Source organism: Acinetobacter endophylla, assembly GCF_053543775.1.
On sequence record NZ_JBLVOM010000316.1, the window covers coordinates 1,764 to 23,924 of the forward strand.

Consider the following 22,161-nt stretch of genomic DNA (forward strand, 5'->3'; position numbering starts at 1 on the left):
TGGTGGGGACGGAGAGACTCGAACTCTCACACCTCGCGGCGCTGGAACCTAAATCCAGTGCGTCTACCAATTTCGCCACGTCCCCAATGGCTGTGTATATTATAGAGATCATTTCCAGCTGACAAGCCGTTTATCATAAAAAAACACTCGTTTGATTAAATAAGAAACAATTCAAGTTTTATTGTATTTTTCTCATTCAATTTCAGTCATTAAGTAGTCTTTCACAGCTTGAAAATCGGCCAATCTATGCTGCTTCTGCTTACTTAACATTTCTTCTAATAAGCCTTGAAAAGCCTGTAAGTGCTGCGGTAACTCAACTTTCAGACGCTGACAATGCAAAAAGGCCCAATCCAGATAATCTGTCGCCTGTAAACGCTGACCACTCAACCACTCATAAAAAATAACACCCAAAGCATAAACTTCACTTTGTAGGCTCTTGGCTTGGCCTTGGAACAGTTCCGGCGCCATATAACGCGGTGTCGCATTCAGTTCATGCAGGTCATTCTGATGGAGTATTTGGACATGCTCAAAATCAAGCAGGCAGACCCTGCCCTGATTATTTACAAAATGTTCCTGCTTTAAATCGGCATGCAAATAACCCAATTCTTGCAGGCAGATTAAAGGCTCCACAGCTTGTAGCAAATGTTGCCGAATTTGCGTGATGGATTGCTGATGCGGCATGATCTGAAAATGCGCCGGCGCATCGACCAGAATTAAGGCCTGCTCAAATTGTTCATGATTGATCTTGAAAGGCTGTTGAATAATTTGATGTGGAAGGAAAAAATTTAGATCACCTGAGCTGGCATGAGCCTGATAAAAATCCAGCTCATGTTGCCAGCCTAGTTCAGCATGTGGAGATGATATTAAACTATCAGATCTATGCGATATCTGGGTTTTTAGCCAGAGCGCATTTCCCTTGGCATAATAAAGACGCCGACCAAAACCCAGACTACGGGCTTTGGTTCGTAGTTCAAAATCAGAAATATCGAGATGATCTAAATTAAGTCGTGGCAATGTATTCAGGTATTGGATTAAGTGTATGCTGATAATTTAGCAGCTCCAGACAATGCTGAATAGTTTTCCCGACCCGTTCCTGAGTCTCAATGAGGGAAATTTTCGGCCATGTGGCACGCTCGCCTTCACGCTGTAAAATTTTAAACAGATACGGCCGTGGATTCTGCAACATATAGCTATAGTGGCGCAGGCTATATTTACCGACAATATTCACATCACCATAATAACGCTGGTCAACTACACCATAGCCATGATCCAGCAGACGGCGTACAGGAGGTAATCTTCCGGCATGCTCTCTGGCAAAATCCATCATGCCTTTGGTAATCACCGCGCCCTGACGGCGAACAATCCGTTGCGGCCAGCTCAAGGTACCTTTACGGAAACGTGAAATATCATCCTGCATGAATGGCACGATATGCGGGTTGGTCTGACTGGCAATGGTATAATTGATATTATACAGGCGTGCCATTTTTTCCTGTGGGAAATCACTCCGTACACTGCCATCTACCCAGCGGGTTGAACCCATATAAGGCGTATATTGATCATCATAGCGCTTACTGGTCAAACGAACCGGTGGAAACAGAATCGGCACCGCACAAGAAGCCAGTACTGCACTCCAGACCAGTAAATCCGGAGAAGTATAGGCATTTAAAATGCGTGCATCCTGTCCAGCATCATAAGGCGCAACCGCAATATTGATATGCAGACCTGAGGTTTTAAGCGCTTCTTCGAAGGTCAGATCACCCAGATTTTCGACTAGAAATTTTTTCAGATATTTTACATCCGCCAGACCACCATTGCCTTTCATCAATTCACTCATGGTGCGAAAATGAAAAGCCTCATGAAAGAAATTATGGCCTTTCAAAATATCAATATATTGCGAAGGTTTGGATACACCTAACATGGCGGTCATGATGGCGCCCGCACTAGAACCCGACATGACTTTTGGCAATAAATCCTGCTCCATTAAGGCCTTGCATACGCCCGTATGAAACAGACCTAAAGTTGAACCACCAGAAAACATCAAGGCCGGTTGTCCATAAGCACGCTGACAATGCTGAAAATACTCTAATTTTTCTTCAATACTTAGGCAAGTACAGTCTATTGAAGCAATATAGGCTAAGCTCTGGCTGACTTCTTCGACATAATCTTCAATAATTCTTTTAGTGCCCACATAGGCTTCGGTAAACAGTAGAGGATGGGCAATGTTGGCAATATCGTAGCTCAGGCCTTCGCGCAAAATATACATCAGGTCACGGGTGCGCTTTTGTTGTCGATAGCGTCGTAATTTACCCAGACGATGTGCGATCACTTCTGCATCAAAGTAGGGTGAACTGTTATCAAATTTCCATTCCTGTGCACCTGATTCTTCATCTATTTTCAGGGCAATATATTTCCATTCCTCATAGGACTCAGCCTGTTGCAGCTGCTGCTTGAGCTTTTTAATACGATAGGCCTGATGTGGATTAATATCCTGAGTAAAATCTTTAAACAGCATCTGCCTTTTCCCTATATTTATTCTTGATACAGCTCGTACCCAGAGCCAGAAAATGTGTACAAATTTTCTATCCTCTACAATAACGAAAATTCTCTACTTTAAGCAAATTATCATACTTTTCTGGCTTTGACTGTGAATTTTGCAATGGTACTATCTTAGCCATAATTTTAAATCTGTAATGTTAAATCATGGCGAAAATTGAGTTACCTGACCATATTTTAAATGCCCTTTCGACTGTTCTGCAGCAACTTCAGCAAAGTCTGCCCGAACTGAAACAAATTCCTGATTTTTCTGCTCATGCCTATAAATGGCAACATGGTGAACTCAAACCTATTCATCAGCTTAGACAGATGGAACTGGCCGATTTAAAAGGGATTGAGCGACAAAAAGAAAAAGTCATCCAGAACACGTTGCAGTTTTTAAACGGCTTACCTGCCAATGATGTCTTACTGACCGGTTCACGCGGTACGGGTAAATCCTCCATTGTTCGTGCCCTACTCACCGAGTATGCAGATCAAGGGTTACGATTAATTGAAATCGAACGGGATGATTTATCCGATCTGCCTCAAATTCAGCAACTCATTGCAGAGCGTCCAGAGAAGTTCATTGTCTACTGTGATGATCTGGCCTTTAATGCCGAAGATGAAAATTATCGCAGTTTAAAGAGTGTTCTGGATGGTTCTTTACAGTCCGGTTCCAGCAATTTTGTGATTTATGCGACCAGTAACCGTCGTCATTTATTACCCGAATTCATGCATGAAAATACGCCCGTTACCCGAGTTGATGTGCCGCAATATACTGAATTACATCCTCAGGAAGCGATTGAAGAAAAAATTTCACTGTCTGACCGCTTTGGTTTATGGCTGTCTTTCTATCCAATGGATCAGAACCTGTATTTGGAAATTGTCGAACATTACCTCAAAAAGGCAGGCATGGAACTCACGCCAGAAACCCGTGCTGAAGCCCTACGCTGGTGTCAGGCACGCGGTCAACGTTCAGGACGTGCTGCCTATCAGTTTTCCAAGCACTGGATTGGTTCAACCCAACTAAATGCCTCTTAACAACTTAAAAGCGACCGGTTCAGGTCGCTTTTTTCATATAAATCATTTATATTAGGACTTACGCACTATCATTTATAGATTCTCTGTGGTAGCAGATGATTTTTATCGAGAATAAAGTCATCAATGAAGTCTTTGATGATTGGTCTAAATAATTTCTTCTGCCAACGATATACATTTTCAAAGATCCCCTCAAACTGGTTCTTTTGTATCTCGACGTAGGCCATCAAGGCTGAAAAAATATGATTCAAAATCAGTTTAGATCGTCTTACTTGAAACTTTTCAATATGACAAACCTGTTTAATCACTCGGTGATATTGTTCTATTTTCCAATGACTTGAATGTAATTCATGAAAACCCTCAAAGGACAATAAATCATCTTCATCTTGATGCACAATATAAAACCTCTGCTGTTCTTTTAACTGAGTCTTAAATAATTGTACAAAGCCAAAATCTTTGAGCCAGACCACTTGACCCTGATGGAAATCTGGCAATAAACGCAGTTGAAACCATTGTCCTTTTTCTGGGGAAACCTTACGGTTACAGTCGATACCAAACATAAATCGAATACCATATTTTCTTATGGTTTTTAGATTTCCAGTCGATGAATACCAACTATCACCTGTAATAAATTGAATCTTTGCACCCCAACTGAGTACTTCACTTAACATATCCATAAAGTAATCATTCTTGGTTTTACTTTCAGATTTGTCATAAATTCGGAAATTAATTGGAATATTTTGACCATTTTGATCTGTCGCATACAAGGTAATGAGATTAATACCCTTGACGGATCGGTGGTGTTTGCCTGACCAAAAATAGCTAACTAAGTCCATATGTTGACTATATGGTTTATCTAAAACAGTATCATCAATACTGACTATAAGTTTATTATTATCAATATGTTGAATTGCTTCTTGATATAGGTCGTGAGGTGTGTAGTCTTCACGCTCTAGAAAGCGATTTACACTATCATGCGAGATATTATAAGTCTCGGCAAGTTGTGTGCAGCTAATAGAGTTCGGTTCTGTCATGAGAAAGCCCATATAAATGGGTAGAGTACAAGTTGCTGTAGAAGCATTTTTAATTCGTCTGATCACAGATACTTTATAAAGTATTTTAATACTTTTTTGAATCCGTCAATGCGTAAGTCCTATATATAATGATGATACTCAAAAGAAAATTAAAATTATGGATGTCGGCGCAGTTCTCATTCAACTTAAGCCCTTACACATGCAGCAAGTTCATGACTGGCAGCGTACTTTGAAAGCACGTCAAGACGAAGTAATTGAAACGCTTAAGGCTGAACAGGTTCATGTCGAGTCCTGGTTTTATCTGCAACTTCATGGTCAGGACTATTTGATTGCATATATGCGCGCCGACAATATTCAAAAAGCGCAAAATATTGCAAAACTCAGTACTTTCCCAATTGACCAAGTGCATAAACAGTTTAAAACTTCATGGCAAGCGGTTTATCCCGCCGAATTGTTATTGGATGCTACAGTTACCTGATTTATTAGCACGGCTATTCAAAATAGTTTTGTAATAAAGACTTCTCCCCAATCAATAATAAAAAAAGCCCTGGAAATACAGGGCTTTTTTGACATCTCGAATTATTGTTTATCACCGATAATGGTAGACCATAGCAGGTCATCAATTTCACTGCCATTGAAATAAACAGTAGCCTTCAATGATTCAGGCTGGTTCTGTTTGACCTCAATTACCTGATCATCGCTGTCCTTAATTCTAAGCACGCCCTCTTTTGGCAAATGCTTATAGTTATTTAATACGGTTTCATCCATTTTAAATGGTGTCGTGGTATTAAAATCAAAACTGTAACGATAATCTGCCAGATCAGGCTGACCGATAATCGTACCACGACTGGTTAAGGTACGAATCCCATTACTGCCACTGCCATAATCATCGACCAATCTGTAATTATAATTACGCACCTGCAGATATTCTTTGCTCTTTGTATCAAACGCGATTCCAGAAGTACCTGCCTGACCGGTCTCGGCGATACGCTGGAATTCCAACTGATCGATTTGATAAGATTCGGATTGCCCCATGTTATTTTTGGTTTTACGATGCACAATTGTGCCAGAAATCAGGTAGTCGTCCTTGAGATTAAAATCTACATTTGAACCATAACGGACATTGCTAAAGCTTAAAGTCGTCGTGTCACCATTCACCGTCTGAGTAATGTTTGAGCCTTTACGGTAAGTTTTATCCAGAATAATACAGTTATCTTTATCTGTTTTTAATTTCAGGGTTTTGACCGAACCAGTGGTATTGACTTCCGAACAGATCAGATTTGGATATTTAATACTATTGATGCCCAGATTATAAATTTTGATGATACGTGCAGTACGCCCATAAGGATAATCTGCAAATACTTCTCCAATCATGTGACCTAGAGCAACGTTATAGTCGGTATCATTACTGGTATTTCCGGAAATTTTATCTCGAATTTTGTCTACAATGTCCTGATCTTCAAGCAGGACAAATTCCTCTGAAAGCTCAGAGGAAATACTTTCTTTCGGAACATTTGGAGGTGTAGTGACAGTAGGACTGTCTGAGCTACTTCCCCCACCACCACAGGCACTCATTAAACCCGAGACAAGAGCGAGTCCAAAGATAGAAATCTGCTTTTTTATAAAATTTATTCCCTAAAATTTCTTTGCATTTTTATTTGGTGATCACTAAAGATTGGCCATCTCGAAACTGAACAGCTCAAATGCTATTTCTGCCGGTAATGTTTTTTCTTGGCAACCAGTTTTATCCTTAGATAGCGCTTTATTTTTAAACAAAGAAATTTTTGGTTCTGTAATTTTAATGTATATTTCAAACAACAATTATCATAAGAAATGAAGTGCTTATTTGAAGCTCGCTCCTTACCAGAGTCACTTTTCAATACAATTAAAGCGCATTTAATTAAATCAATTTACTTTGCAACAAAGCTTATAAAATTTGTAATGGTTAAGTTAAAGATGGATTGAATTTTCTTTTTATGGAGAATCATGTTCAACTTTTATACAGAGCCATGAAAGAGAATATTGAAAGATAGGATGACTTTAGAGCATATAAAATGATAATTTTTATGATATGAAATACTTAATTATTTACAGAAGATTTAAAGCGTCGATTATTTTAGATTGGTCATGGATTCACTGGATTTTTTCCGACGCTTATATTCAAACATGTTCTGATCCGCTTGTGCGAGCGCTGCAAATAAACCATGACCAGGATGACGCATCGCCATACCAATCGCTGCGCCAATGTTTGCTGCTGCAAAGGCATTAATTAAACGATCCACTAAACTTTCAGTACCCGTTTCATCATTTTCTACGCTAAGAATCACAAACTCATCACCACCCAAACGGGCAACAATATCGTTGATCCGTACATTATCTCGTAATACTTGAGCCGCATTTTGAATCAGCCTGTCACCTTCATCATGACCCAAACTATCATTCACCTTTTTTAGGTCATTTAGGTCAATAAATAATACAGCGGCGGGATGACCATATTGCTTGCAACGCTCTTCTTCTGCTCGCAGCAGTTTTTCCCAGGCACGGCGATTATAGAGCCCGGTCAATTCATCTTTACTGGCTTCTTCCTGCAATAATTCATGCTGTCTTATCTGCTCACTCTGACGTAATTCTGCCTGCAATATCGAACTGAGCAATTGTCCCAACAACTCGACCAGTTGCATATCTTGCACAATAGCTTCCGATTTGGTTTCTGGATCAATCGCACAGAGCGTTCCAAACAAACTACCATCTTCTTTAAGGAGTGGCTGACCAATATAAGATTTTATACAGACCTGCTGATTAATCGGCGCTGTGGCGTATAAAGGAATTTCTTCAGAGCGGGGGGCAATTCTCGGGGCCTTACCTGCGACCATATGAGAACAAAAAGAATCAGCCCACTGAAACACTTGACCGGGTCGTATATCATAACCATGATCTTCACTTTGCAGCACAATCCAGTCTTGGCCTTCTACCCGGGTGATCATCCATAAATTAAAGCCAAAATGCTGATGCAGAAACTTTAACACTGCCTCTCCAGCATCCTGAAAACTTTTGAAATTTATATTTTCCATCCGAGATTGCCTCTGCTACAAACCTGTAAAAATATGCATGATATAAACTTAAGCTATTAAACTATTTTTCCGGTTTCAATAGAATATACAAGCTCTAAATACAGCTATAAAACTATATATTTACAACATACCGTTGCTATAAGTTTTCATTTAAAAATTCACAATAAAAAAGAGGCCTTAGCCTCTTTTTTTCAAGCCTGAAATCTATGCCTCTGTCGGATTAGTCAATTCCGTCATTGGCCAGCGTGGTGTGGTGGTCACCGCCAAGCCATCATGCTGCCCTGCTTTTAAACGCTGATAGCCCGCAAAAGCAATCATTGCACCATTGTCTGTACAGAGTGCAGGTTCAGCATAATAAACAGATGCACGGATCTTGGCTAAATCTGCTTCTAAACGCTCACGTAAACGCTTATTGGCACTGACACCGCCCGCAATCACCAGACGTTTAAGCCCCGTTTGCTTCAATGCTTTCACCGACTTTTTCACCAGAGTATCGACAATGGCTTCCTGAAAACTGGCAGCGATGTCGGCATCGCGGTTTTCATCACCCAGTTTTTTCATCTGTACAGAAACTGCCGTTTTTAGACCACTGAATGAGAATTCCAGACCTTGATGCAGCATTGGGCGTGGGAATGCAAATGCATTTGGATCGCCCTGTTCCGCCAATTTAGAGATATTCGGACCGCCCGGATATGGCAAGCCCATCATTTTCGCGACTTTATCAAAGGCTTCGCCTGCCGCATCATCAATGGATTCACCGAGCAATTCATACTGGCCAATGCCATAAGCAGCCATGAGCTGAGAATGTCCACCCGATACCAATAATGCAACAAATGGAAACTCAGGCGGAGTTTCTGACAACAAAGGTGCCAGCATATGACCTTCCATATGATGCACACCAATTGCGGGTTTATTCAGTGCAAAGGCCAAAGTACGACCAAACAATGCGCCTGTCATGAGTGCGCCCATCAGACCCGGGCCACGGGTATATGCGACTGCATCAATTTCTGATTTTTTCACGCCGCTCTGTTCAAGCAGCTCATTGATGAGTGGAATCAGTTTACGCACATGATCACGTGACGCCAGCTCTGGAACTACACCGCCATATTCTGCATGCAGTTTAATCTGGCTATAAAGCACCTGTCCGCGCAAACCCAACTCGCTGTCATACAGCGCAAGTCCTGTTTCATCACACGACGTTTCCAAGCCTAAAACGATCATTAAACTGCCTATAACCTGTATCAATTCTATTGCAGCAACTATTATAGACTTGTGGTATGAGATGTAAATGAGTAAAATACTGACCTTCACTTGTGATTGAGGGCAATTCAGCCCGAGATCTTACCCTAACTGATATGAGGATTCTTCATGCCACAAGTTAAATTGAAAGAAGGCGAGCCAGTAGACGTAGCTATCCGTCGTTTCAAACGTTCATGCGAAAAAGCGGGTGTTCTTGCTGACGTACGTAAGCGTGAATTCTACGAGAAACCAACTCAAGAACGTAAGCGCAAAAAAGCTGCTGCTGTTAAACGCTACCAAAAGAAATTGGCGCGTGAATCAGTACGTACGACTCGCCTTTACTAAGATTAATTTGTGATTGATTGCCTGGAATAAATAATGACGACTTTAAAAGACCAAATCACGGATGTTTTGAAAGCAACAATGCGTGCCAAAGAAATGTCCAAGCTGACGGTCATTCGCAGTCTACAGGCAGCAATTAAGCAAATCGAAGTCGATGAGCGCAAAGAACTTGACGACGCTCAGGTTCTTGCGGTCATTGAAAAACAAATTAAACAACGTAAAGAATCGGTTAAAGCCTTTGCAGGCGCTGGCCGAGATGATTTAGCTAGTAAGGAACAAGCCGAAATTGAGATTTTGTCTCAGTTTCTACCAGAAGCTATGACTGAGGAAGAACTTGATTCCATGATTGCGCAAGCTATTGCAGCGCAACAAGCTACTAGCATGAAAGATATGGGTAAGGTGATGAATTCTCTGCGTCCGCTCATAGCCGGGCGCGCCGATCCTGCACAAGTTTCCGCCAAAATCAAAGCGCAACTTGCTTAATCCCTACTTTCTAGCATCTTGTCTTTAACGTTGAACTGCCTTTAATCATCAAAGACAGTTCTTGACGTATTCTTATTACAAATTACAATCGACCTGATAACGCTTAAGTAATTGCATCTCTTTAGACGATTTCACTTCTACAATTACATCCTGTTTACTCATATTTTGAAACTGACGATCCAGATAAGCACGATTCTGGTCAGCGGCCTGATATAAACGATCAACATAGCGTCCTACAATTCCACAAAATTTTGCATTCTGCTCAGGACTAAATCCCTGTTGCTGCGGATTTAACCCACTTAAAAATTGACGCGATTCCTTTTTATAATCTGCATTAATTCGCTCTATCGCTTCTATATATTCAACTGCACTCGCAGCAAAAATCCCATAACTCCACCCCAGTAGACACACACCCAATAGTATTTTTTTCATATTATGCTTCAGTTTGATTCACGCTGATCTTTCAAAAAGATTGTAGCCTGATTGAATATATTCTTGCTATATCATCCTGATACAAAAACTTAAAACCCAGTGCAACCTTAAATCTTGTATTGATGTGCCTGCTGCATCTGTTTCAGACGCTGGCGAATGGTGGACGATAAAGATTGATTGTTTTTCACGCTACGCTGGGCATGTAATAAGGATTTGATCGCGGTTTCTTCATATCCCGACCAATATTCTACTTCTGCACGATAGCGCAGTACATTAGCAGCCTTGATCGGCGAATCTGGCTCTGCATTGGCAGCCACTTGCATCAGTCGCCAGCCACTCACATCACGTGAATTGGCATTTAAAAATCGCTGCACTAAAACTTTTGCTTTATCGGGTTGCTTGGCACGAATCAACACTTCTGCATATTTATAATTGAGCGCTCGATTCTCTGGCATGATCCGCGCTGCTGACGCTACACTTTTCAAAGCTGCATCAAGCTGGTTCTGGGCTAAATAAATATCAGTCTGGAATAAAACCTGTAAAGGATGCTTCTGGTTATGCTTTTTTGCTCGATCTAAAGTAGCCTGCGCGGCCTGAAAATCACTTTGCTGTATTTGATAGGCAGTTAAGGCAAGCTGGCCTGCAAAATTATTTTGCCGGTCCATCAGTATAAGCTGCTCTGCATTGGTCTGACCAGACAACACCCTGCTATACCACTTGATAATTTCAAAGTCTTGATCATTGAGATTACGTTTCACCGCAGGAAGCTGGTTGGCACGTAAACGCGCTTCACTCATACGCTCGGTGGTCAGCGGATGAGTAAACCAGAAATCCGGCAGAAAGCTTAATCGGCTGGTCGAGCGATGCATGACCTCAAAGAAATCTGCCATACTATGCGGGTTATAGCCGGAACGATACATATATTGCATACCAATCCGGTCTGCCTCACGTTCCTGATTACGACTATAAGTGAGCTGTTTATCCAGAAGTGCTGCCTGTGAACCCATCATGACCGCTGTGCCGACATCGCCATCTGCCTGAGAAGCGACCAAAGCACCGACGAGAATTCCGGCTAGCGCCAGTAAACCTTGCCCTTTAAATGCATCCTGAGAGCGACTGTAATGACGTTGTGTGACATGTGCAATTTCATGCGCCATCACTCCTGCCACTTCATCCATGTTTCGGGCTGAATTAATCAGACCAGCATTAAGTGCAAAGAGGCCACCCGGTACGGCGAAAGCATTAATTTGGGGATCATTAATGACCAGCAAACCGATCGGCTGTTGCAATTGAGTCTGACTCAGGATATGAGAAAATACTGAAAGCAACTGATCTTCAAGCCATGGATTTTGCAGGACCGGCATTTGTTTATGCACTTCACGATAGACTTTTTCACCGATCATTTTTTCTTTTTGTTGATCGAGTAAGCCGACGCCTGTACCAATATCAGGCACAGAAAATTGTACATTTACTTGATTAAAATCATGGTTAGAGCCGTGCCCTGCTACCATATACAGACTTAAGCCACACGCCAGCGCCAATCGTTTCAATGAAAAATCTCTAATCCTGCCGATCTAATTTATCTTGAATATAGCATTAGAACAATGAGCAGAGACGCAAGAAAATGTTATTTTTTAATACCATTTAAACGACGAATCAGATGCATTTTAAAATTCCGGATTGACCACATAACGGGGCACTCGTCCTTCCAAGGCATCAACAAGATTCTGATAAGCCAGTTCTGCCATTTTTTTACGGGTGGCTGCAGTGGCCGAACCCACATGTGGCAATGTAACCACATTATCCAACTGGAATAATTCCGATTCCTTTAACGGCTCTTTCTGATACACATCCAGACCGGCAGCAAAAACCTGCTTGGCTTTTAAAGCTGAAATTAATGCCTGTTCATCAATGACCGAGCCACGTGAAATATTGACCAATACTGCATGGGATTGCATTTTAGCCAATTCCGCTGTCGCAATCAGCGCCTTGGAATCCGCATTCAAATCTACTGCAACGACCACAAAGTCAGAACGCTGTAACAGTTCCTCAAGCTGGCAATATTTCGCATTCAACCCTTGAGCAAGTTCTGGTTTTTCCCGACGATTATGATACAGAATATTCATATTAAAACCGTAAAAACCACGACGTGCGATTGCAGCTCCAATATGACCGAGACCAATAATTCCGAGGGTTTTTCCAAAAATATCCATACCAAATTGTGCTTCGCCCACGGTACGCTGCCATTGTCCCTGCTTGGTCCATTGATCCAGGTAAGCCACTTTGCGTGCTGCTGACATCAGTAAAGTGAAAGCCAGGTCAGCAGTGGTTTCAGTCAGTACATGCGGCGTATGACTGAGATAAATTTTCTTTTCATTTAAATAATCCAGTTCATAGTTGTCATAACCGACACTGACACTGGAGATAATTTTTAACCGGGTGGCACTGGCCAGATTATCGCGATTCAACAAGCGCCCTGCGCCAATCATGCCATCAGCATCCTGAACCTGCTGCAAAAGCTGTTGATTCACATCGCCTAGCTTCGGTTGTATATAACTAACCTGATAATTTTGTTCCAGCTTGTTTTGAATATCAGTATCAATTTGACTAAATACAACCACTTTTTGTTTCATCTATTTTTATTCCACAGCAAGATTATTCCAGACTGGCAGTCCTATTTTGCATAAACTGCCATAAACGTTTTTTTAGAATCGGCTGATCCAGCATTTCTTGTAAAGATGCCAACTGGATCATTTTCGTATTTGATATATGCGCTACAGGCCCGAGGAAAATAATATTTTTCTCTGCACTCATTCCATCCAGAAAACCCTGAATATAGGATTCTACACCACGTCCATCCTGAACGTTGGCCCAGGGAAATGGCCAGTTCAGCTCATGAAACTCACCTAGGACTGCACGCTGGATATTGCCCCATAGATTCTGGGTGTCTTCGGTCATTTTAGTTGCATCAATCATGATACTGCAATGCGCCAGACTTAAAGCCTGCAAACTGAATGGCGGGATCTGTACGATTTCACGCTGTTCCTGAACAGGTGCAATGTGAGTCGGTGCCGCAGGTGGTGTATCAACCTTAAGCGTAACAATTGGCTCTGGCTCAGGAATCGGTAGATCAGCCAACGCCTCTACGGAAGCAGGCTGTGGTAAGACGATATCGGTGTGAAATTCAGGTGCAGCCTGATCACGCCAGATCGAAACCTGGTGCGGCTGACATGCGCTGTCCCTAGGAATCCAGAGATCGATTCCTAATGTTGCCAGTATGTCACGCTGATGCCCAATCATCTTTTCATCATCACCAATTTCAGGCTGAACATTTTAGCCGGATTGCCTGTGCTTTGCCGAACTTTTTCAGCTTTTCTTTTTTATCCTGATGGATTCTAGTACAAAGTTTAGCTGTCTGCTAAAAACCGTGCTTTTAATACACAATTAAACCATTCCTGCTGTTATAACAGATTCCGGCTAAAGCTGCGCGTTCTCATTTATTTTCTACAGAATGGTTAAACTGTTCTTCTTTAACATTTGCTGAACGACCTGTTCTGCCTCAAAACCCAAGCGCCAATACAACAGCTCCATCACGTCCAACTCATCCTGTGTCACGATACGATCACTCCACAAACAGGCCTCTGCAATACCTAAAATACTGAGGCGATCACGCAATAACAGCCCCGCAATATCATTCAGGATTTCTGCTAGATCAATCGGCTCATCAGAAATTTCATTATATAAGTCCAGTTCCTGAGCGGTCAGAATCCGGTTTAAAATCCGCTCCCGCACCTCAAGCTGGTTGCCGCTATTAATCTGCTGTACATGCAGCAAGGCGTCGATCAAACGCACAATCTGTGGCTTGACCTCATCGAGTGCTGTAGGCGTATGTGCAGGAAGCAAATTCAGTTCGTATTTCACACATTCCAGTAATAATGCATCCAACAGGCCAATTTCGCCATCTTCCTGAATAATCCGTGCCAGCTTCATCAAAAACTGGCGTGCAACAGTTGTCGGCATGCCACCAATATTGTTACAAGCTTGCTGGAAAATCGAGATATGCACCCGCCCGTCCAGATTGAGCAATGAATCTACAATGGCACGGCTAACTTCAGCCTCAGTCGGAATAAATTCACGATATTGACGGATCATTAAAATGGCGACCATCACTTCACGAGAACCAGTTGCGGTTTGTAATGCACGCTCAATCAGTTCCGGACGTGGCATCTTGAGCCGAAGTTCCGGATTCAGTGGTTTGATCGCATCTTTAATCGCAAAACTGATCGGAGACAGCCGCAATAATGGCAAAGGCTGTGGCGAGCTCCAGCTCATTGCAGTTTCAGGCACCACTTCTTCTAAAGAACGGAACAAACTAAACAAAGGCTGATTTTTGAGTTTTTTCAGATTCTCAAGCTGTAAGTCCTGAATCAAGGCAGGATTTAATTCATAAATCCGCTGATTGATATGGGGATGAATATTCAGCCAGTTTTGTGGGCTCAAGGAATTGGCAAAGCACATATGTGAAATGGATTCAGCATATTCACTATAAATCTGGGAGCCGGAATGATGCACATGGATTCTGAGTAAAGTCTGGATATTGGCATCATTTTGAATCAGGCGACGGGTCTTCCGATCATTTTTATAGGTTCGACCACCCAGTGAAATATATTTAATAAAACGGGAAATCAAAACACCCAAACTACCAATTAGCCAGATCACCGCACCGACTGCAACATAGAAAGTTTCAAACTTGTTTTCACGGGGACTACCCGCTCGATAAAAACCGGACTTGGCAATCTTACTGCCACACTGACTAAACGTGGTTAGACTGCTATACAGAATTTTCAAACGGGTATTTTCTGCAGCTTCACCAGAGAGGATTTTATTGAATTCATGGCTGAGCAAGCCATACAGCTCGACTTTATCCAGTGTTTGTATCGCACCCCAAGTCAGGATAATTGCGGTATCCCGCGGACTAAAACCCGCCGTCAGCGCATTGACACCGACTTCATCGGACAGCACATATACTGCAGGAACATCAATCAGAAAAGTCTCTGCCAACTGTTGGTTAATGTGCAATGCAGCACTTTCTTCGGGAATACTGTCCATCGGACTCAACCGACGCGCACCCAACTGCTTCGCCAGTGAATAACCACCATTCCGAAAAATATAAAACTCGTAGATGACCGAGATCATCATGGCACATAACAGCAAAGCAATCAGATAAGGACTCAGCACATGCCAGAAGATTGACTGGCTAGGATCAGTATAAAAGACAAAGAGACCAACAACGGTATTAATAATAAAAATAGTCAACAGAATTGCAATCAGGCAAAAACTTACAGGTAGTACTATATTTTTGTTTTTTATAAAATCGTATCCTACGTTTCGCAATGCAGAACCCTAAAATGATAATTTTCAATGGGCTCATCATAAAACAAAAAAGCGGGAAATTCCCGCTTTTTCATGATGATTTTAAATGTTTAAACTTCGCGTACGCCAGTCAAATCCACTGAGGCTGCATCAATATTGACATCAATATAATTGCTTTCTTTCATGGCACTGTCACTACGTTTTTGCTGAAGATCATCCAGATATTGCGCATCAATACCGCCCGAAACATAGATGCCATCAAACACTGAACAATCAAAGTCTTTGACATCCGGTACTTTGGTGGTTCTTACCGCATCTTTCAAATCTTCCAGATCCTGGAAAATCAGACGGTCAGCACCAATAATTTCACGGATTTCTTCCACGCTACGTTCCGATGCAATCAGCTCAGATTTCGCCGGCATATCAATACCGTAAACGTTTGGATATTTCACCATCGGTGCTGCAGAAGCGAAGAATACTTTTTTCGCACCAGAATCACGAGCCATCTGGATAATTTCATTACAGGTCGTACCACGGACAATCGAGTCATCCACCAACAGTACGTTTTTACCTTTAAACTCAAGCTCAACCGGGTTCAGTTTTTGACGTACCGATTTTTTACGCAGCTGCTGACCAGGCATAATGAAGGTCCGGCCGATATAACGGTTTTTCATGAAACCTTCACGGAATTTCACGCCCAACATATTGGCAAGTTCTAGCGCTGAAGTACGTGAAGTATCCGGAATCGGAATCACCACATCAATATCATGCTCTTCACCCCACTCACGCAGAATTTTTTGCGCCAGCTTCTCACCCATTTTCAAACGTGCTTTATACACCGAGATTCCATCAATGATGGCATCTGGACGGGCAAAATAAACGTATTCAAAAATACAAGGACGGTATTCAGCATTCACTGCACATTGCTTGGTGAAGAAGTTACCTTCTAAATCAATAAATACCGCTTCACCAGGCAGAATATCACGCTCAACTTTAAAGCCCAGCGCAGTAATCGCAACAGACTCTGAAGCAATGATATACTCCATGCCCTGCTCAGTTTCACGTGAACCGTAGATCAGTGGACGAATACCGTTCGGATCGCGGAAGCCCACCAGCCCCTGACCGGTAATCATCGCCACCACACCATAAGCGCCTTTGCAACGCTCATGCACACGCGTCACCGCATGGAAAATATCTTCCGACGTCGGTACCAATTTGCCATGTTTTTGCAATTCATGCGCAAACACGTTTAACAGGACTTCCGAATCAGAATCGGTGTTCATATGACGCAAGTCAGTTTTGAACAGGTCATCATGAATTTCTTCGGCATTCGTCAGGTTACCATTATGTGCCAAGGTAATCCCGTACGGCGAGTTCACATAAAACGGCTGTGCTTCAGCACTGCTCGATGAACCGGCTGTTGGATAACGCACATGACCAATACCGTAATTTCCTTTCAAAGCACGCATATGACGAGTATGGAATACATCACGCACCATACCATTGTCTTTGCGCAGGAATAAACGTCCTTCATCACATGTCACGATCCCAGCTGCATCTTGTCCACGATGTTGTAACATCGTTAATGCATCAAACAACATTTGGTTAACGGGTGATTTACCAGCTATACCAACTACTCCACACATAGCAACCTCGCAGACAAGCTAGGATTAATAAAAAGGATTATTTGTAGACTCATCTGCAGCTCCAGACTTGGACGATGTTTCAGATGATGAAGCTGAAGGTTTCGATGTCCCTTCAGGCTTGATATGTTGTAGTGCGCCATTCGCGGCTTCTTTCGACATTTGAGTCGCCCAAGGTGCATAAGGCAATAAGGCTTGAATAAACTTGGACTGTTTCCAGTGAGGTGAGCTTTCTACCCACGGGCCAATTCCCTGCATGGTAATCAGAACAATCAGCAAACCTTTCAGGCTACCAAAGACACCACCCGCCAGACGGTTGAGAGGGCCCAGTTTAAGACTTTTTAAAATACGGTTCAACAGTGCAGTAACGATCCAGGTCAGAACTACAATCAGCAGGACGATAAAAGCGAAGGCCGCAATCTTTTGTACGACTGGATCTGTACTCAGAGCAACCATAGACGGCGCAAGTAGCGTTGAATATTTTGCCGCAACAATCAGGGCAAAGATCCATCCCACTAAGTTCGCAAAGGCTTTAATAAATCCTTGACGCAAACCGTTGAGCCCTCCAATGAGCAAGATAATCAGTAGAAAGATATCAATGGCATTCATAGGATTTAAAGTGCGTCTACACAATCTTTTACAAGTTTAGGTCCAGTATAGATGAGGCCACTATAAACTTGTACAAGGCTGGCGCCTGCCTGTTTCTTGGCAGCAGCATCTGCACCTGAAAGAATACCACCCACACCAATCAATGGAATTTGTCCTTTTAATACCGCAGCAAATGCAGCCAGACATGCGGTACTTTTCTCAAATACTGGCGCGCCAGACAAACCACCTGCTTCCTCTGCATGCTCCAGACCCTCTACACCTTCACGTGACAGTGTGGTATTGGTCACGATCAGGCCATCAATCTTGAATTGCAATAATTGCTTGGCAATAAAGGCAATATCGCTGTTATCCAGATCAGGCGCCACTTTCAGTACCAAAGGTACATAATGCTGGTATTCCTGAGCCAATTCAAGCTGACGCTTCTTCAGTGTTTCCAGCAGTTCGGTGAGTGCATCACCACTTTGCAGGCTGCGCAGGTTTTTGGTATTGGGAGAAGAAATGTTGACGGTAATATAAGAAGCATAATTATAGACTTTTTCTAAACAGATGAGGTAATCATCTACTGCTTTTTCTACCGGAGTATCAGCGTTTTTACCGATATTAATACCGAGAATGCCTTTAAATTTGGCCGCTTTGACATTTTCAACCAGCTGATCCACGCCATCATTATTAAAGCCCATACGGTTAATAATGGCTTTGACCTGTGGCAAACGGAATAAACGCGGATGAGGATTGCCGGCTTGCGGTCGCGGGGTAATGGTACCAATTTCAATAAAACCAAAACCTTGACCGGCAAGGGCGTCAATATAGGCACCATTTTTGTCCAAACCTGCCGCAAGACCTACCGGATTGGGAAATTCGATTCCCATACAGGTCACAGGTTTCGCAGCAACGTTTTGACGCATCAAGCCCATTTTATGGGATGATTTCAATAGTGATAATGTCAGCTCATGTGCACGCTCTGGTGCTAAAGAAAACAACAAAGGGCGGGCTAGAGAATACAACATATCCAGAAAAGTCTACTGCTTTTTAAGTCGGCATATTATAGGCATAGGCTGACAAAAAAACCATGCTTTGCAAATCTTTATTTTTACCGTTTATTGTATGGTCGCCGTTAATTTAATCTGTCCTGCCTCATTATTTAGTTCCATTTTCTCGATACTTAGCCCCATTTGTGCCAGCTGAGTCAGGAAATTTGCCAGTACTGCATAATTTTCATGCATGACCGCCAATTGAATTTTTCCTTCCATTTGCTGGGAAGCCACCGACAATCCTTGCTGCTGTGCGACTCGCTGTACTTTCTCCGCTGCATCCAGTTGGGTGTCCCCAGCCGGTTTCATGGTTACTGCATTACTTTGCATCCAAACAATGGTATCTTTCAGCTGATTTAAGCGTTTTTGCTGGGTATCTGCTGCCTGATGCATATACCAGAGTGCAGAACCGACTGCCGCCACAATCACAAAAACAGTGGTAAAAATCACCATTACCCGTTCACGTACCGACAAGCTGTCCAGATAATCACTCAGTTTTTCAAAAGACTGATCCATACGATTTTGTAGCGCTTCAATGCCTTTCATTATTGAATCCTCACCAGTCCGATCGCAGCTGTTCCGCTGGCCTGAATATTCCCCAGCTCCACCTTAAAGCCTTGCTGGCTTAATTGTCTGGTCAGTGCATTTAACGTTTCTGATGAATTGGCCTTAAGCTCCATACTTAACACAGAAGCATCATAATTCACCCGTTGTGCCACAATCTGATTTTGCATCAAGACTGGCCCCACCCGACTAATCAGCTGCAATGCATGCGTATCTGCAATCTGGCTTTGACGCAACTGCCCTTCAAACTGACTTTTGATATTCTGCTCAGTGACCGGATAATTTTGTCCAAACCAGTATTTAAACTGGTCGATGGCTTGCGCGGCGGTCTGATTCGCCACTTTCTTATATTGATACCAGCGCACAGCATCATAACTAAACTGCAATACTAAAATACCCAGAAAAACCGCCGCGCAGGCTTTCCAGTAGCCGGAAATAGCGCCATTGGATTTTGCTTTAGGCAAGACATTAAACGGATGCTGTTTCGGTTTTTTTAGTACAGGAATTCCATATTGGAAAGACTCCAGTTGCTCCTGAGTGACCAGTGCTTCAAGACTACGCAACTGCTCCTGATTCAGATTGCTCACCTTATAGCTGAGATCCTTGGGCTGATAATCCAGATAAAGGCTTAGATCATCCAGCGACTGGCCGATATATTCCGACTCGCGCACCAGCAAACGTCCACCGATTTGCGCAATCACACGCTGATTGGCATCAGGAACAGGCAGCACCAAAAAGTCCGGTAACAAAGCTGCCAGCTTGACTGGGATCAAGTTTAGCGCGTGTTGCAAGGTCTCAAGCGTTGAATTCGCAATCCCCATAATGCTGATCTGATCCGGCTGCTGAAAATGATGCAGCACTTTCATGGCATCTACCGGCAGCACCACGTATTCTTCAAGCAAATATTTAATGCCATCATTACCCATTTTCTTATATTGGCTCTTGGGCAAGGTCTGCTGCAAAATTTGCACATGACGGCTCGGGAAAAATACTACTGCCTCTTCGCCATGATGAGCCTGTATATCCTGAATCAGCTGCTCAAGTGTGTCCGCAGTGTTCCAGAATTCCCCAGTTGACCATTGCCAAACCCCATTGGCTTCTGGCATCCATAAATACAACATCAATTGTGTTCTGCCATTTTAATTAATTTTTTATAGTGTAGGAATAAAGCTTTTTATCTGTGTGGATAAGCCAGGGGCAATCACCGCCTGATCATAAATACGCGCTTCTGCCAATGCATAGGGATGAAAAGATTCAGCCAGCAGAATGGAAGACATATGGGCCACCACATTCATATGACACACCACTGCAATCGACTCATAAGGCAGTTGCGACAACCATTCTACTGCGACTTTGGCATCATCATCTGGTTTGATGGTATTACAGATCACCACCGGCACATCTTTAAAATACTGCTGCAAATGTGCCAGAGTTTCCTGCGCACGCAATAACGGACTGACCACAAAGACTTCAGGCTTAATCAGATCCTTTAAGAACTGTGAAGTCTGCTCAGCCTGTTGATGACCACGCTCCGTTAAAGGTCGCTTGGTGTCATTACCATTGACCGGTGGTGCGGCCTCGCCATGTCGAACTAAAGTCAGTTGCATTTGATTTCCTTATATTCTTTTGCCTGCATGATAAGCAGCGAATATGACAATTCGCAGACAGTCCCTGTGTTATAGATCAGACTTGATGATGTGGCAAGACAAATTCAACATCACTGCGATGACCGTTTTTCATCAATGACAATGCAATATTGAGTGGCGGCGCACCTTCAAAAATCACATCATACAAGGCCGAGGTAATCGGCATATACACATCGAGCTCTTCCGAACGTGCCTTGACCTGTACAATGGTATTAATCCCTTCTGCCGTTTGCCCCAACTCAGTCGTTGCCTGCTCCAAGGTTTTACCTTTACCAAGCGCATAACCCACCTGATAATTACGGCTAAGAGGGCTGCTACAGGTAGCGAACAAATCACCCACACCTGAAAGCCCAAGGAAAGTCAGCGGATTAGCACCGAGTTTTACTGCAAAACGGCTCATTTCGGCCAAAGCACGGGTCAGGATCATACTCTTGGTATTTTCACCCACGTTATACGCAGCAGCCATGCCCATCGCGACAGCATAGATATTTTTTAATGCGCCCCCGAGTTCTACCCCATGCACATCATCACTAGCAAATACGCGGAACAAGGCACTATGTAGGGCTTGTTGTACGGCATAACGCACCAGCTCGGACTGGCTGGCAATCACGGTTCCTGCCGGCTGTCCTGCCACAATTTCCTTGGCCAGATTCGGTCCTGATAACACACCATAAGGCACTTCAGGCAACACTTCACGAATAATATCGCTCATGAAACTAAAGGTTTTGGCTTCAATACCCTTGGTCAGCGAGATCACGGCTTGCGATGTAATAAAAGGTTTGATTTGCTGCAAAACATCCCGGAAAGAATGGCTCGGAATTGCGACTAAAATAATATCGCGATCACGCACAGCCTGTTCCAGATCTGACACCGCCAGCAGATTTTCTTCTAACTTAAAATCTGGCAAATAGCGTTTATTGATATGGGTGGCATTAATATCTGCCGCAACTGCTTCATCACGAATCCAGATCATGGTATTGCAACCATTACGCACTGCAGTATTGGCCATTGCAGTACCAAAGCTGCCCCCACCCAATACCGTTACTCTTAAAGCTGTCTTATGATCAACTGCAACCGGTTCTACCAGTTTTGAGAAATTTAATTCTGACATCTTATTTTTTAAT

The 22,161-nt window shown here is 42.9% G+C and carries 22 protein-coding genes and 1 tRNA gene; 4 read left to right on the forward strand and 19 right to left on the reverse strand.

The window, feature by feature from the left end; translation table 11 throughout:
• The 3 genes from ACNPNW_RS17905 to ACNPNW_RS17915 all read right to left on the reverse strand — a co-directional run bounded on the left by ACNPNW_RS17905 (position 1) and on the right by ACNPNW_RS17915 (position 2,512).
• Positions 1-85: transfer RNA gene (locus ACNPNW_RS17905), tRNA-Leu, on the reverse strand.
• Positions 86-192: 107 nt separating this feature from the next.
• Entirely contained in the window at positions 193-1,014 is an 822-nt protein-coding gene (locus ACNPNW_RS17910; protein WP_213687139.1) for a protein kinase domain-containing protein, read from the reverse strand.
• The gene (locus tag ACNPNW_RS17915) at positions 1,001-2,512 is read right to left on the reverse strand and encodes a DUF3336 domain-containing protein (protein ID WP_420937959.1); all 1,512 of its coding nucleotides are present in this window, start codon (positions 2,510-2,512) and stop codon (positions 1,001-1,003) included. Before ACNPNW_RS17915 ends, ACNPNW_RS17910 begins: the two co-directional genes overlap by 14 nt.
• Positions 2,513-2,700: 188 nt before the next feature.
• Between ACNPNW_RS17915 and ACNPNW_RS17920 the strand changes: the two genes are divergently transcribed.
• On the forward strand, positions 2,701-3,573 hold the full coding sequence (locus ACNPNW_RS17920; RefSeq protein WP_004280026.1) for an ATP-binding protein: 873 nt from the start codon (positions 2,701-2,703) through the stop codon (positions 3,571-3,573).
• A gap of 68 nt (positions 3,574-3,641) precedes the next feature.
• On the opposite strand, the gene ACNPNW_RS17925 is transcribed toward ACNPNW_RS17920, so the two are convergent.
• Positions 3,642-4,670 (reverse strand): IS701-like element ISAba11 family transposase, encoded by a 1,029-nt coding sequence (locus tag ACNPNW_RS17925; protein ID WP_200223593.1) that lies wholly within the window; start codon positions 4,668-4,670, stop codon positions 3,642-3,644.
• Positions 4,671-4,761: 91 nt separating this feature from the next.
• On the opposite strand from ACNPNW_RS17925, the gene ACNPNW_RS17930 reads away from it, so the two are divergent.
• Positions 4,762-5,082, forward strand: coding sequence for a DUF6176 family protein (locus ACNPNW_RS17930; protein WP_004280027.1), 321 nt, complete (start codon positions 4,762-4,764; stop codon positions 5,080-5,082).
• 101 nt (positions 5,083-5,183) lie between these two features.
• Here ACNPNW_RS17930 and ACNPNW_RS17935 read toward each other — a convergent pair whose 3' ends face one another.
• From ACNPNW_RS17935 to tsaD, 3 genes are all read right to left on the reverse strand, one after another.
• Complete coding sequence (locus tag ACNPNW_RS17935) at positions 5,184-6,227, reverse strand: hypothetical protein (RefSeq protein WP_420937432.1); 1,044 nt, start codon at positions 6,225-6,227, stop codon at positions 5,184-5,186.
• A gap of 488 nt (positions 6,228-6,715) precedes the next feature.
• A complete protein-coding gene (locus ACNPNW_RS17940; protein WP_420937398.1) occupies positions 6,716-7,675 on the reverse strand; it encodes a sensor domain-containing diguanylate cyclase in 960 nt (319 codons plus the stop codon).
• A 204-nt stretch (positions 7,676-7,879) separates the two neighbouring features.
• A complete protein-coding gene (tsaD, locus tag ACNPNW_RS17945; RefSeq protein ID WP_004280030.1) occupies positions 7,880-8,896 on the reverse strand; it encodes a tRNA (adenosine(37)-N6)-threonylcarbamoyltransferase complex transferase subunit TsaD in 1,017 nt (338 codons plus the stop codon).
• Positions 8,897-9,043: 147 nt separating this feature from the next.
• On the opposite strand from tsaD, the gene rpsU reads away from it, so the two are divergent.
• Entirely contained in the window at positions 9,044-9,259 is a 216-nt protein-coding gene (rpsU, locus tag ACNPNW_RS17950) for a 30S ribosomal protein S21 (RefSeq protein WP_001136722.1), read from the forward strand.
• Between the two features lie 33 nt (positions 9,260-9,292).
• Entirely contained in the window at positions 9,293-9,739 is a 447-nt protein-coding gene (locus tag ACNPNW_RS17955) for a GatB/YqeY domain-containing protein (protein ID WP_004280076.1), read from the forward strand.
• A gap of 75 nt (positions 9,740-9,814) precedes the next feature.
• Here the strand turns inward: ACNPNW_RS17955 and ACNPNW_RS17960 are convergent, their stop codons facing one another.
• The 12 genes from ACNPNW_RS17960 to ACNPNW_RS18015 all read right to left on the reverse strand — a co-directional run bounded on the left by ACNPNW_RS17960 (position 9,815) and on the right by ACNPNW_RS18015 (position 22,148).
• Positions 9,815-10,171: a hypothetical protein gene (locus ACNPNW_RS17960; RefSeq protein ID WP_247143631.1), complete on the reverse strand. Its 357-nt coding sequence runs from the start codon at positions 10,169-10,171 to the stop codon at positions 9,815-9,817.
• Between the two features lie 107 nt (positions 10,172-10,278).
• Positions 10,279-11,721 (reverse strand): M48 family metalloprotease, encoded by a 1,443-nt coding sequence (locus ACNPNW_RS17965; protein ID WP_224216353.1) that lies wholly within the window; start codon positions 11,719-11,721, stop codon positions 10,279-10,281.
• 117 nt (positions 11,722-11,838) lie between these two features.
• A complete protein-coding gene (locus ACNPNW_RS17970) occupies positions 11,839-12,804 on the reverse strand; it encodes a 2-hydroxyacid dehydrogenase (RefSeq protein WP_005246738.1) in 966 nt (321 codons plus the stop codon).
• Positions 12,805-12,826: 22 nt separating this feature from the next.
• The gene (locus ACNPNW_RS17975) at positions 12,827-13,471 is read right to left on the reverse strand and encodes a hypothetical protein (protein WP_247143630.1); all 645 of its coding nucleotides are present in this window, start codon (positions 13,469-13,471) and stop codon (positions 12,827-12,829) included.
• Between the two features lie 204 nt (positions 13,472-13,675).
• Positions 13,676-15,565 (reverse strand): M48 family metalloprotease, encoded by a 1,890-nt coding sequence (locus ACNPNW_RS17980; protein ID WP_420937399.1) that lies wholly within the window; start codon positions 15,563-15,565, stop codon positions 13,676-13,678.
• Between the two features lie 89 nt (positions 15,566-15,654).
• Complete coding sequence (gene purF / locus ACNPNW_RS17985; RefSeq protein ID WP_180038885.1) at positions 15,655-17,190, reverse strand: amidophosphoribosyltransferase; 1,536 nt, start codon at positions 17,188-17,190, stop codon at positions 15,655-15,657.
• A gap of 24 nt (positions 17,191-17,214) precedes the next feature.
• The gene (locus tag ACNPNW_RS17990; RefSeq protein ID WP_005246742.1) at positions 17,215-17,796 is read right to left on the reverse strand and encodes a CvpA family protein; all 582 of its coding nucleotides are present in this window, start codon (positions 17,794-17,796) and stop codon (positions 17,215-17,217) included.
• A gap of 5 nt (positions 17,797-17,801) precedes the next feature.
• Complete coding sequence (locus ACNPNW_RS17995) at positions 17,802-18,803, reverse strand: quinone-dependent dihydroorotate dehydrogenase (protein ID WP_114541763.1); 1,002 nt, start codon at positions 18,801-18,803, stop codon at positions 17,802-17,804.
• Between the two features lie 90 nt (positions 18,804-18,893).
• Positions 18,894-19,373: a type II secretion system protein M gene (locus ACNPNW_RS18000; RefSeq protein WP_004280088.1), complete on the reverse strand. Its 480-nt coding sequence runs from the start codon at positions 19,371-19,373 to the stop codon at positions 18,894-18,896.
• Positions 19,373-20,512 (reverse strand): type II secretion system protein GspL, encoded by a 1,140-nt coding sequence (gene gspL, locus ACNPNW_RS18005; RefSeq protein ID WP_114541764.1) that lies wholly within the window; start codon positions 20,510-20,512, stop codon positions 19,373-19,375. The genes ACNPNW_RS18000 and gspL overlap by 1 nt, the downstream gene beginning before the upstream one ends.
• Before the next feature lie 30 nt (positions 20,513-20,542).
• Positions 20,543-20,998 (reverse strand): phosphoglycerate mutase family protein, encoded by a 456-nt coding sequence (locus ACNPNW_RS18010; RefSeq protein WP_348962264.1) that lies wholly within the window; start codon positions 20,996-20,998, stop codon positions 20,543-20,545.
• Between the two features lie 76 nt (positions 20,999-21,074).
• Positions 21,075-22,148 (reverse strand): NAD(P)H-dependent glycerol-3-phosphate dehydrogenase, encoded by a 1,074-nt coding sequence (locus ACNPNW_RS18015; RefSeq protein ID WP_004280094.1) that lies wholly within the window; start codon positions 22,146-22,148, stop codon positions 21,075-21,077.
• Between the last annotated feature and the right edge of the window lie 13 nt (positions 22,149-22,161).

Excerpts from the sequence above, each read along its gene's own strand:
- ACNPNW_RS17930 (WP_004280027.1), top strand. The coding sequence starts at position 4,762 with ATGGATGTCGGCGCAGTTCTCATTCAACTTAAGCCCTTACACATGCAG.
- gspL (WP_114541764.1), bottom strand. The coding sequence starts at position 20,512 with ATGTTGTATTTATGGATGCCAGAAGCCAATGGGGTTTGGCAATGGTCA.
- ACNPNW_RS17975 (WP_247143630.1), bottom strand. The coding sequence starts at position 13,471 with ATGATTGGGCATCAGCGTGACATACTGGCAACATTAGGAATCGATCTC.
- ACNPNW_RS17955 (WP_004280076.1), top strand. The coding sequence starts at position 9,293 with ATGACGACTTTAAAAGACCAAATCACGGATGTTTTGAAAGCAACAATG.
- ACNPNW_RS17995 (WP_114541763.1), bottom strand. The coding sequence starts at position 18,803 with ATGTTGTATTCTCTAGCCCGCCCTTTGTTGTTTTCTTTAGCACCAGAG.
- ACNPNW_RS17915 (WP_420937959.1), bottom strand. The coding sequence starts at position 2,512 with ATGCTGTTTAAAGATTTTACTCAGGATATTAATCCACATCAGGCCTAT.
- tsaD (WP_004280030.1), bottom strand. The coding sequence starts at position 8,896 with ATGATCGTTTTAGGCTTGGAAACGTCGTGTGATGAAACAGGACTTGCG.
- ACNPNW_RS17960 (WP_247143631.1), bottom strand. The coding sequence starts at position 10,171 with ATGAAAAAAATACTATTGGGTGTGTGTCTACTGGGGTGGAGTTATGGG.
- ACNPNW_RS17920 (WP_004280026.1), top strand. The coding sequence starts at position 2,701 with ATGGCGAAAATTGAGTTACCTGACCATATTTTAAATGCCCTTTCGACT.
- ACNPNW_RS18000 (WP_004280088.1), bottom strand. The coding sequence starts at position 19,373 with ATGAAAGGCATTGAAGCGCTACAAAATCGTATGGATCAGTCTTTTGAA.
- ACNPNW_RS17940 (WP_420937398.1), bottom strand. The coding sequence starts at position 7,675 with ATGGAAAATATAAATTTCAAAAGTTTTCAGGATGCTGGAGAGGCAGTG.
- ACNPNW_RS18015 (WP_004280094.1), bottom strand. The coding sequence starts at position 22,148 with ATGTCAGAATTAAATTTCTCAAAACTGGTAGAACCGGTTGCAGTTGAT.
- ACNPNW_RS18010 (WP_348962264.1), bottom strand. The coding sequence starts at position 20,998 with ATGCAACTGACTTTAGTTCGACATGGCGAGGCCGCACCACCGGTCAAT.
- ACNPNW_RS17970 (WP_005246738.1), bottom strand. The coding sequence starts at position 12,804 with ATGAAACAAAAAGTGGTTGTATTTAGTCAAATTGATACTGATATTCAA.
- ACNPNW_RS17990 (WP_005246742.1), bottom strand. The coding sequence starts at position 17,796 with ATGAATGCCATTGATATCTTTCTACTGATTATCTTGCTCATTGGAGGG.
- purF (WP_180038885.1), bottom strand. The coding sequence starts at position 17,190 with ATGTGTGGAGTAGTTGGTATAGCTGGTAAATCACCCGTTAACCAAATG.
- rpsU (WP_001136722.1), top strand. The coding sequence starts at position 9,044 with ATGCCACAAGTTAAATTGAAAGAAGGCGAGCCAGTAGACGTAGCTATC.